At 33.8% G+C, this 10,424-nt stretch carries 13 protein-coding genes; 9 read left to right on the forward strand and 4 right to left on the reverse strand.

The features are described 5' to 3' along the window. Nucleotides 1–351 precede the first annotated feature (351 nt). From KI369_RS24335 to KI369_RS24350, 4 genes are all read left to right on the forward strand, one after another. Nucleotides 352–1,293 (forward strand): magnesium transporter CorA family protein, encoded by a 942-nt coding sequence (locus KI369_RS24335; RefSeq protein WP_000932392.1) that lies wholly within the window; start codon nt 352–354, stop codon nt 1,291–1,293. A gap of 198 nt (nt 1,294–1,491) precedes the next feature. Further along, nucleotides 1,492–2,388 (forward strand): permease, encoded by an 897-nt coding sequence (locus tag KI369_RS24340; protein ID WP_000418724.1) that lies wholly within the window; start codon nt 1,492–1,494, stop codon nt 2,386–2,388. Nucleotides 2,389–2,391: 3 nt separating this feature from the next. Further along, the gene (locus tag KI369_RS24345) at nt 2,392–3,261 is read left to right on the forward strand and encodes a TIGR03943 family putative permease subunit (protein ID WP_212957784.1); all 870 of its coding nucleotides are present in this window, start codon (nt 2,392–2,394) and stop codon (nt 3,259–3,261) included. A gap of 195 nt (nt 3,262–3,456) precedes the next feature. Then, the gene (locus KI369_RS24350; RefSeq protein ID WP_151630696.1) at nt 3,457–3,963 is read left to right on the forward strand and encodes an acyl-CoA thioesterase; all 507 of its coding nucleotides are present in this window, start codon (nt 3,457–3,459) and stop codon (nt 3,961–3,963) included. Between the two features lie 110 nt (nt 3,964–4,073). On the opposite strand, the gene KI369_RS24355 is transcribed toward KI369_RS24350, so the two are convergent. Continuing rightward, nucleotides 4,074–4,160: a YjcZ family sporulation protein gene (locus tag KI369_RS24355; protein ID WP_000505094.1), complete on the reverse strand. Its 87-nt coding sequence runs from the start codon at nt 4,158–4,160 to the stop codon at nt 4,074–4,076. Between the two features lie 160 nt (nt 4,161–4,320). Between KI369_RS24355 and cls the strand changes: the two genes are divergently transcribed. From cls to KI369_RS24375, 4 genes are all read left to right on the forward strand, one after another. Next, nucleotides 4,321–5,505, forward strand: coding sequence for a cardiolipin synthase (cls, locus tag KI369_RS24360; protein WP_212957786.1), 1,185 nt, complete (start codon nt 4,321–4,323; stop codon nt 5,503–5,505). 31 nt (nt 5,506–5,536) lie between these two features. Then, complete coding sequence (locus tag KI369_RS24365; RefSeq protein ID WP_212957788.1) at nt 5,537–5,995, forward strand: spore coat protein; 459 nt, start codon at nt 5,537–5,539, stop codon at nt 5,993–5,995. A 185-nt stretch (nt 5,996–6,180) separates the two neighbouring features. Next, nucleotides 6,181–6,360: a hypothetical protein gene (locus KI369_RS24370; RefSeq protein WP_001045960.1), complete on the forward strand. Its 180-nt coding sequence runs from the start codon at nt 6,181–6,183 to the stop codon at nt 6,358–6,360. A 101-nt stretch (nt 6,361–6,461) separates the two neighbouring features. Beyond that, nucleotides 6,462–7,082, forward strand: a complete 621-nt coding sequence (locus tag KI369_RS24375; protein ID WP_212957790.1) for an NAD(P)-dependent oxidoreductase — start codon at nt 6,462–6,464, stop codon at nt 7,080–7,082. A 24-nt stretch (nt 7,083–7,106) separates the two neighbouring features. Here KI369_RS24375 and KI369_RS24380 read toward each other — a convergent pair whose 3' ends face one another. The 3 genes from KI369_RS24380 to KI369_RS24390 form a co-directional block, all read right to left on the reverse strand. Further along, the gene (locus KI369_RS24380; protein ID WP_212957791.1) at nt 7,107–7,589 is read right to left on the reverse strand and encodes a DUF456 domain-containing protein; all 483 of its coding nucleotides are present in this window, start codon (nt 7,587–7,589) and stop codon (nt 7,107–7,109) included. 1 nt (nt 7,590) lies between these two features. Continuing rightward, nucleotides 7,591–8,898 (reverse strand): hemolysin family protein, encoded by a 1,308-nt coding sequence (locus KI369_RS24385; protein WP_212957793.1) that lies wholly within the window; start codon nt 8,896–8,898, stop codon nt 7,591–7,593. A 208-nt stretch (nt 8,899–9,106) separates the two neighbouring features. Further along, nucleotides 9,107–9,976, reverse strand: a complete 870-nt coding sequence (locus KI369_RS24390) for a hypothetical protein (RefSeq protein ID WP_212957795.1) — start codon at nt 9,974–9,976, stop codon at nt 9,107–9,109. Nucleotides 9,977–10,220: 244 nt separating this feature from the next. On the opposite strand from KI369_RS24390, the gene KI369_RS24395 reads away from it, so the two are divergent. Further along, a partial coding sequence (locus KI369_RS24395; protein WP_212957797.1) for a CBS domain-containing protein occupies nt 10,221–10,424 on the forward strand: 204 nt, incomplete at its 3' end.

A 10,424-nucleotide genomic window follows, 5' to 3' on the forward strand; every position in this document is an offset into this window, starting at 1 on the left:
AAAACGTAAAGAAATTGAAGCTTACAAGTGTTTAGTGAAAAAGTCAAGTCGATTTTTATCCCGCATTAACGGGCAGTAAGACCCCCACCTCAAAATTCAGCGAAAGCGAAGAAGTTAGGTGGGGGATCAACTGCCCGTAAAAGCCCGATTGGTGAGGGCTAATAATCAGTGGGGGATGAAAGCCCCCACTGATTAAAGTTTCACTTTATAATATTTTTCTTATAAAAACGTTTTCAAAATAATTTTTCTATTGAAATTTAAACGTATGTTTCATATGCTGAGAATGGCGGTTCAAAAACTGTTCTGTAAGAGAGGTAGATTCCTACATGTAAAAAGAATCGGGGTGATAGTATGTTAAATATTTATTTAACAGACCGAAACGGAAAACTACAAGAGGTTGAGGAAATGCAAAAGGGTTGCTGGATTAATGTACTTCATCCAACGGAAGAAGAAATTCAATATCTAGTACAAACTTTAAATGTAGACTTAGATTTCATTAAAGACCCTTTAGATGATGAAGAACGCTCTCGTATTGAAAAGGAAGACAATAATACTTTAATAATCGTGGATATTCCAACAGTTAGACATGATGAAGAAGGAAATTCAATTTATGACACAATTCCAATAGGTATGATTGTAATGCCAGATTGCTTTGTGACAATTTGTTTAGAAGAAAATCCAATTTTTGAACGTTTTATTAATCAACGTATTAAAGAATTTTATACGTTTAAAAAGACACGCTTTGCACTTCAGCTCTTATATACGATTTCTACTTATTATTTAAGATACTTAAAGCAAATTAATAGAAAAACAATCGATTTAGAGCATCAATTAAATAAGTCGATGAAAAATAAAGAAATTTTCACATTGCTAGGCCTTGAAAAAAGTTTAGTTTACTTTACAACATCATTAAAGGCGAATAAAATTGTAATTCAAAAATTAATGCGTAACAGTACATTTTTAAAAATGTATGAAGACGATCAAGATTTATTAGAAGATGTATTAATTGAAAATAAACAGGCGATTGAAATGGCGGAAATATATAGTCACATTTTAAGTGGAATGATGAATACTTTTAGCTCCGTTATATCAAATAATTTAAATAGTGTTATGAAACTGTTAACGTCTATCACAATCATTTTATCGTTACCAACGATGGTTTCTAGTTTCTTTGGAATGAACGTAAAGGTTCCGTTTGAAGGGGAAGCACATGGTTTTGTAATTGTACTCATAATATGTGTAACACTATCTTTCACATTAGCGTTTGTTTTTTGGAAGAAACGTTACTTTTAACGAGAAAAAAGCTGCTCTAGCATAGTTGTGTAACTGCGCTAGAGCAGCTTTTTTGCTATGAAATCAAAAGTTTTGAATAGAATATAACTTATAAAATGTAATGTATATGAAGGGAGTGAATTCCGTATAAGTCTTGTCCAATTAATAAAATGGAGTTAAAATTACATATTGTTAATGAAAAGTTGGAGGAAATACATCATGGAATTGTTTCAATTACCGAAAGCATTCCTGCAAATGAATACAATCTTTATCTCCATATTGATCGAAGCACTTCCTTTTGTGCTCATTGGTGTATTTATTTCAGGTTTCATTCAAATGTTTGTAACAGAGGATATGGTAGCAAAATGGATGCCGAAAAACCGTTTTCTGTCTGTTTTAATGGCTACTTTTTTAGGTATGATGTTTCCAGGTTGTGAATGTGGAATTGTTCCGATTGTAAGGCGATTAATCGGAAAAGGGGTTCCGCCATATGCCGGGATTGCATTTATGTTAACTGGCCCAATTATTAATCCGGTCGTATTATTTGCAACATACGTTGCCTTTGGAAGCAGTATGCATATGGTATGGTATCGTTCTATTGTAGCGATTATCGTAGCAATTATCGTTGGAATTATACTATCATTTATGTTTAAAGAACATCAATTAAGAGATGATCACTTTCCAGAAGTGAATCACAAGCGTCCATTACGTAAAAAAATGTGGGATGTATGTACGCATGCAGTTGAGGAATTTTTCTCGATGGGAAAATATTTAGTATTAGGTGCGTTAATTGCAGCGGCAGTTCAAACGTTCGTACAAACTTCAACACTTCTTGCTATAGGACAAGGGCCGTTCTCTTCACCAGCTGTTATGATGGGGCTTGCTTACATATTATCACTTTGTTCAGAAGCGGATGCGTTTATTGCTTCGTCATTCCAAAGTACATTTTCAACAGCATCACTTGTCGCGTTCCTCGTATATGGACCGATGGTGGATATTAAAAATATGTTTATGATGCTTGCGACATTTAAAACGAAATTTGTAATTGTCGTTACAGTTACAGTTACACTTGTTGTTTATGCAAGCTCACTACTCATTTATGCGATGGGGTGGTAGGTTATGTTTCGAGCGTATGTATTATTAGGTTTTACAATCTTAATCGCGCAGCTACATATTTCCGGTAATATTACGAAGTATATCAATATGAGGTATGCCTATTTATCAACAACAGCGGCTATTATTTTAGGGTTTTTAACGATCGTTCAAATTATTATCGTATTCCAAAAAGAACATGAGAAAGAACAAGGAAAACAAAATTGTAGTTGTGATCATACCCATTGCGGGCATGATCATTCAAATGATGAGAATACATGGTGGAAAAAAGCATTTTCTTACACAGTTTTCTGTTTTCCAATTGTCTCAGGATTGTTTTTCCCAATTGCAACGTTAGATTCAGATATCGTTAAGGCGAAAGGATTTCATTTTCCTGTTGCACAAGCAGAAAGTACAGATCCATTTATGAGAAGGCAATTCTTAAGACCAGACACGAGTATTTATTACGGAAAAGAAGGATACCGTGGTGTAATGGAAAAAGGGAAGAAAGAGTTTGTAACGAAAGATAGTGTAACGTTAAATGATGAAAATTTCCTAAAAGGAATGGAAACAATTTACAATTATCCAGGCGAGTTTACTGGAAAACAATTATCTTATAAAGGGTTTATTTTCAAAGATGATTCTTCTAAAAAAGAACAATATTTCTTATTCCGTTTCGGTATTATACATTGTGTAGCGGATTCGGGTGTATATGGTATGTTAGTGAAAAAGCCAGAAGGTGTAGAATGGAAAAACGATGATTGGATTCAAGTAGAGGGAGAAATTTCCACTGAATTTTATCAACCGTTCCATGCGAATATCCCTGTATTAGAAGTAACGAAATGGAATAAAGTTGAACCACCAAAAGAACAATATGTATTTAGAGGAGCCGATTGATAAGATCGGTTCTTTTTTGTGGACTAAGAGTTCTGAATGTTGTTAATATTAAACCTGTAGTGATAGTAAGCTCATACCGTTATAGTGTTAATGGGAAATGGAACTCTTACCGAACTTCTTTGCTCCAGCCGAATTTTGTGGTGGGAGTCTTACTGTCTGCAAATAGCGGATTAAATAATCAAAGAGGTGATAGCAATGACTGAAGTAAAGGGTAAAACAGCTAATGAGTCTAGAGTGTTTAAAACGAGCCGAGTATTTCCAACAGATTTAAATGATCACAATACGCTATTTGGTGGAAAGATATTAGCCGAAATGGATATGGTTGCTTCTATTTCAGCAACGAGGCATGCAAGAAAAGAATGTGTCACAGCATCTATGGATTGGGTAGATTTCTTACATCCTGTTCGCTCTTCAGATTGTGTTAGTTATGAATCCTTTGTAATTTGGACGGGTAGAACCTCTATGGAAGTATTTGTGAAGGTAGTAGCAGAAGATTTGATTTCAGGTGAGAAGCGTATAGCAGCAACGTCATTTGTTACTTTTGTTGCGCTTAGTAAGGAGAATAATCCAGTTCCAGTGCCGCGAGTAATCCCTGAAACGGAAGAAGAGAAAGAATTATACCGCATTGCAGTATTACGTGCAGAACAACGTCATATACGCAAGGCAGAGAGTAAGAAAGTAGCTACATTACTAACTTTTTGAGATGAATATGTATAACGGATTGAAATGTTTTTCATATGAAAAGCGGACACCTGAAAATAGGTGTCCGCTTTTATAGTTTTTTCATCCACATATCATATGACGATAACTACTTAGCAGAAGCAAGCAGCACCGACGATGATTAAGAGGATAAATAATACGACTAATAGCGCGAATCCATTACCATGTGCGAAGCCCATTGTTATTTCCTCCTTTTATTTTAAGATACAACATACAATATGCAAATGAGCTATCGTTTGATATGGACATATATCATGTAATGACATATTTTCTTGAATGATATTGTATTAAAAAAGGGAAGATATAGAAATAACAGTAAGTGGAGAAAGGAAAATATCCATGAAACACTTTTTCGTTGTACTCCTTTTTTTTATAGGTGTATTCATTTGGATGAACATCGATGTGGAAATGGGGAAAAAAATGGCTAGTGAATATAAATTAGGACAAGTGCGATTAGGTGAATTTCAATTGTATACGAACGGTGAAGAGTTATATACGAAATTATTTGAGGATATACGTAATGCAGAAAAGTATATATATATCCATTTTTATATTGTAGGTAAAGATGAAATAAGTAAAGAGTTTTTGCAGTTGCTCGAGAAAAAGGCATTGAGTGGAGTAGAAGTAAAATTGTCAGTTGATCGAATAGGTGGATATAAGCTGAAGAAAAAGATAATTCGTCAACTAAAAAGCAATGGTGTCCAGTTTACGTTTAGTAAAAAGCTTAAATTGAAACATTTATTCTATTCATTGCATCAACGGAACCATAGACGCATCGTTACGATAGATGGAAAAATATCCTATGTTGGCGGCTTTAACATTGGAAAGGAGTACCTTGGACAAGATCCGAAATTTGGTCCATGGCGTGATTATCATGTGCGAGTCAGTGGGAATGGTGCTACGGATATGGAAAGAAAATTTGCTGCTGACTGGAAAGAAGATACGGGAGAAAAAATGCCTGTACATGAAGGTTTACCGGCGATAGGGAATGTACAATATCAATATTTATTTTCAGATGGAAAAGGTTTATGGGAAAAGTATGGAGCGCTTTTAAAGCAAGCTAAAAAATCTTTAGTTATTGCTACGCCATATTTTGTACCAAGTAAAGAAATGATGAAAGAGTTAAAAGATGCATTAAACCGTGGTGTCAATGTGAAAGTTCTCGTGCCATTTAAAAGTGACGCGGTATTGTTAAAACAAGCAGCTTATCCGTATTTGAAAGATATGTTACATGCCGGGGCGGAGATTTATCAATATCGGAATGGTTTTTTTCACGGGAAAGTAACAATCATTGATGGAGAAATTGTTGATATAGGAACAGCGAATTTTGATAATAGAAGCTTTTATTTAAATTGTGAATCTAACTGTGTCATATATGATAAAACAGTTGTTGCTGATGTATGGAACCGATTAAAAGAAGACTTTCATAAATCAAAAAGCTTTTCAGAAGAAGACTTTGAGAATATTAGTAAGTGGGATTGGTTTTTAGCAAGAATAGCAAATGTTATAGCGTCATATTTATAGTAAATAGACAAAAGAGAATGGAGGAAGTTTCATGGATTGTATGAAAGAATTAATGAGGTATAGTTATATGCTTATATATAAGGTTGGAGAGTATACAGGAAAGGTAAGAGACGAAGAATTAAAAGAGCTATTACAGCATCATTTACCATATATGTTGCAAGCTTATAATGAACAAGTGAATTTTCAAGAAGGAGAGAATGTACAGCATATTACTTGTGAACCAATTGCATTTCATTTGCATGAAATGGAAAAAGAAACTGATAGTAAATATACAGGCGATGTTCATATTGCAACGTGTTATATTTCGCATTTAAAAGGGTTAGCACTAAAGTTCGCTCAAGTGGCAGTTGAAGTTGCGAATCCAGAATTCCGCTCGTTTTTAGAAAATTGCTTCCTGAAAATGAACCGTTATGCTTATAGTGTATGGCAATATGTTGTGAAGAAAGAGTATAAGATTAAACATATATATGAAAATGAGAAGTTTGCATAAAAAACTAAGGCGAAAGATAGGCGCCTTAGTTTTTTATTTTTGATGGAGAAAAAAGAATGAGTGTCTATATCTATTGTCGGAAAATTTACAAATATTTACCGTTTATTTACTATTTTTCAATCTTTCCTTTAAAAATAGAGAGTAATATGGGATTGTACATATTCTATCTAAAGGAGGAAACGCAAATGAACAAATGGGTTAAATCATTAACTGCTATGGCACTTGCAAGTTCTTTATTAATGGTAGGTTGTAGTAAAGGTGAGGACAAGAAGAAAGAAGACGATACAACAACACAACAAGAGGACAAAAAGGATAAAGAAACGAGTGGAACTGAGAAGTCTACGGATTCTAAAGAAAAGAAATAAAGTGAAAATAGAGCTTCCTCTTATATGTGAGGAAGCTTTTTTGTTGTAAATTGATTGAGATTATTGAAAAATAGAGGAAGAATGAAAGAGGGGGGAAACAAATGAAAGTATGTATATTAGGAGCAACAGGTCGAGTAGGTTCAACCATAATTAAATTAGCATTAAAGGATTCAGCTGAAGTGACTGCATTAGCACGTGATGTAAAGAGAATAGAAATACAAGATGAAAGGTTACGAATGATAGAAGGTAATGTACTAAATGAAAATGATATAAAGAAAGCGATAGAAGGAAGCGATATAGTAATTAGTGCACTTGGAACGGATCAAAATGGGACATTAGCGAAGAGTATGCCACAAATTATAAAGCAAATGGAAGAAGAAGGAGTTCATAAAATTATTACAATAGGAACAGCTGGTATATTACAAGCAAGAACAAATCTAAATTTATATCGTTTTCAATCAACGGAATCAAAAAGGAAGACGACAACAGCAGCAGAAGATCATTTAGCTGCATATAAGATACTTAGTGGTAGCAATTTATGCTGGACGGTCGTTTGTCCGACGCATTTAATAGACGGTGATGTGACAGGGGTATATCGAACTGAAAAAGATGTCTTACCAAAAGGGGGAGCGAAAATAACAGTTGGTGATACAGCGCAATTTACGTGGAATCTGTGTAGTGAAAACCGATATGAGAATAGTCGAGTAGGTATTTCCTATTAAAAAACCATCCCGAAATTGGGATGGTTAAAAAATGATATAACATACAAATATGATAATCATAATGATTTGGAGAATGGCTTTCGCTACGGTACTGCTTAAAAAACCAACTACAGTAGCAACTCCTACTAGAAAGGCGTCTTTTGGCGCTTTTTTATGCATGAGTTCTGTAATAAATACCGATAAGAACGGTATGATAATTAAACCGAATGGTGGGAAGAAGAAAGATCCGACAATGATAGAAATCATACCGACACGTTCTCCCCATTTAGAACTCCCGTATTTTTTTAAGAAATATCCATTTGCAATAAAATCAGCAACGAAAATGAATAGTGTGAAAATGACTTGAATAATCCAAAAGGAAGTTGTTAGTTCTCCTCCATTTATACCAAAATGGTAAATGAAATATCCAGCCCATACAGCAAGGATACCTGGAATGATAGGGTAAATAAAGGCGAGAAATGAAACAATGAAACAGGCAATGATACAGATTGTTAATAATACTATCACTTTATAACTCCTTCTTCGTGTCTAATTTATGTACAGCAATTTTTTTGACTTGATGTCCATCAAGTTCTACTGCCTTAAATTGAAAACCGGCATATTCGATGGAGTAGCCAGCTTCAATATTTACGTCAACAGCTTGCGATAATAGCCAGCCTCCGATTGTATCTAAGTCGCTCTCATCAATATGTAAGCCAAACATATCATTTACTTCAGAAATAAGTACTTTTCCATCTAAAACAGTAAGTTTAGGCGTACGTTTTTCAATCATAGGTGATTCATCTGCATCAAACTCATCTTGAATTTCTCCAATAATTTCTTCAAGAATATCTTCCATAGTTAAAAGTCCAGCAGTACCACCATATTCATCCATAACGATTGCCATCTGAACGCGATTCTTTTGTAGATGGACTAACGTTTTGCGAATTGGAACAGTTTCAAATACAGTTAGTACTGGATGTATGTAAGATTCAAGTGGCTTATGAATGCCTTTTGTTTGATCATGAAATACTTCTTTCGTATTGATCATACCGATAATATCATCTTTATCTTTTTCGATGATAGGGTAGCGTGTATACTTTTCAGTTGCGACGATATCCATATTTTCTTCTAACGTATTTTCAGTAGATAAGCAAATCATTTCTGTACGAGGGACCATAATTTCTTTCGCAACTCGGTCGTCAAATTCAAAAATATTATTTACATATTTATATTCGGTTTGATTTATTTCGCCGCTTTTGAAACTTTCACCTAAAATGAGTCGTAGTTCCTCTTCAGAATGGGCAAGTTCATTTTCTTTCGCTGGCTCTAAACCAAGTAGTTTTGTGAAAAAGATAGCTGTACTGTTCAGTAGCCAAATGAATGGATACATAATTTTATCGAATAAAATAAGTGGTCGTGCAAACTTAAGTGTGATTGCTTCTGCTTTTTGAATGGCGAAAGATTTTGGAACTAATTCACCTAATACAACATGGAAAAATGTAATAACACTAAAAGCAATGATAAAGGATAAAGTATTTGCCATTGTTCCAGTAATATTAATCTTTTCAAAGAGCGGTCGTAGTAAATGTTCCACCGTTGGTTCACCAAGCCAACCAAGCCCTAAAGAAGTAATCGTAATCCCGAGCTGACAAGCTGATAAATAAACATCTAAATTAGATATGACACTTCTTGCAGCTAAAGCTTGTTTGTTGCCTTCATTTGCAAGCTGGTCAATGCGGCTTTTTCGTACTTTTACAACAGCAAATTCTGATGCAACGAAAAAGCCGGAAATAAGGATAAGTACAAAGATGAGAAAAATATTTAATATGTCCAAGTGTGTTCTCTATTCCGTATTTGGGAATAAAGATGTCACCTCCTGCGATTATGTTATACTTTTATAATAAATCCAAACGAAAAGAATAGTCAAAGAAAAAGGGTAAATATTGGTATGTTTCTGCAATAGTTTTTGAATGTGCTGTTATTTTGTCCGCTATACAAAAGGAATAACCCCCTACTTTCAGATTCTAGAGGGTTATTTCAAATTAAGGTTTTGGAATACTTCTCGTTAAAGCGTAGGACTGTTGTTTAAAGTGGTTTGTCGTCCATAGTGTTTGAAGAAAAGAGAGTATGCAATATGGGATATACAAAAGTAGTAAGCTTATTGTAACAATTACAGGTGCATTTCCGCCAAATTGAACAATAAATTGTAATAATCCGCTTGCGTGAAAAACGCATTCCATAAAAATAAATGAAAGAATAATGGAACCTAGAATAGATTTATGATTGGAAGTAAGCGCCAAAAACAATGTATCTACAAGGAAAGAAGATTGTTTTATTTCATATTCATTTCTGTTACATAAGAAAGGGACCCATTTTTTTATTGCTTGCATAACGATAATCATGGAAGTACTACAAACGATGATAAAAGATGAGTAGTAAGGAAGCTTTATAAATTTTGCGATGTATAGGAATAGTAATAGGACTGAGCATTGTAATAATACAGTACAAAAAGAGTACGGTATCCATCTTAATAAAGAAGTGAACTTCTTGACTGAATGAGGCGCTTTAAAAAATAAATGGCCGATCCCTAAGCTGATGAAGAATCCGATTGCAAGAGTAAAGGTAAAACGAACAATCGATACAAAATATATTTCCCATATGTAAGGGAATAACGGTGTTGAATGATTAGAAGTATGAACCATCTGATTTGCTGAGAAAAGGATAGATTCGTGCATCCAATCAATCTTTGGAATTGTCATAGAAGAAAGTTGTGCGAAGTTATGAAAAATGCTTATAAAGCCAGCTATGTATGAGTATTTATGTGTAATGAATAAAGCAGGAATAGGACTAATGATAAAAATAATGAGAACACCGACGATAAATTTACATATATGTGAGCGCAATAAAGACATGTAATCACCTACTCTTAGAATGTTCAGAAAATTCTTATTTTTATTTTAGCTTTTTTCGGCGTAAGTTACAATATATTTTTCTTAAAGAAGTTTAGTATTGTACGGGATATAAGTGAATGAAACGTGAATAAATTATGACAAGAAAATGAATAATTTTCAGAAAAATAAAATAAATTATTTATTTTTTTCTGAAAATATAATATAGTTATGGCACAGAAAGTATTTTAACATAAGGAGGCTGTTTATGAGGATTAAAGGGAATTATGTGCCGAAAAGGGAAGTTTTATTTTGCTCAAGTTCAATTACAATAGGGGAAGCACTGGAGCATTTAAATAAAACTGGCTATCGTTGTGTACCAGTTTTAGATGAAAAAAAAGAGAAATATTTAGGAAATATATATAAAGTAGATATTTTAGAATATAAAGGTTCGCTGGAAGAGAGTGTATTG

This window comes from Bacillus sanguinis (assembly GCF_018332475.1).
Classification (GTDB): Bacteria; Bacillota; Bacilli; order Bacillales; family Bacillaceae_G; genus Bacillus_A; species Bacillus_A sanguinis.

Coding starts and splice junctions, on each gene's coding strand:
- KI369_RS24335 (WP_000932392.1), top strand. CDS start 352: ATGTTAAATATTTATTTAACAGACCGAAACGGAAAACTACAAGAGGTT.
- KI369_RS24340 (WP_000418724.1), top strand. CDS start 1,492: ATGGAATTGTTTCAATTACCGAAAGCATTCCTGCAAATGAATACAATC.
- KI369_RS24345 (WP_212957784.1), top strand. CDS start 2,392: ATGTTTCGAGCGTATGTATTATTAGGTTTTACAATCTTAATCGCGCAG.
- KI369_RS24350 (WP_151630696.1), top strand. CDS start 3,457: ATGACTGAAGTAAAGGGTAAAACAGCTAATGAGTCTAGAGTGTTTAAA.
- KI369_RS24355 (WP_000505094.1), bottom strand. CDS start 4,160: ATGGGCTTCGCACATGGTAATGGATTCGCGCTATTAGTCGTATTATTT.
- cls (WP_212957786.1), top strand. CDS start 4,321: ATGAAACACTTTTTCGTTGTACTCCTTTTTTTTATAGGTGTATTCATT.
- KI369_RS24365 (WP_212957788.1), top strand. CDS start 5,537: ATGGATTGTATGAAAGAATTAATGAGGTATAGTTATATGCTTATATAT.
- KI369_RS24370 (WP_001045960.1), top strand. CDS start 6,181: ATGAACAAATGGGTTAAATCATTAACTGCTATGGCACTTGCAAGTTCT.
- KI369_RS24375 (WP_212957790.1), top strand. CDS start 6,462: ATGAAAGTATGTATATTAGGAGCAACAGGTCGAGTAGGTTCAACCATA.
- KI369_RS24390 (WP_212957795.1), bottom strand. CDS start 9,976: ATGTCTTTATTGCGCTCACATATATGTAAATTTATCGTCGGTGTTCTC.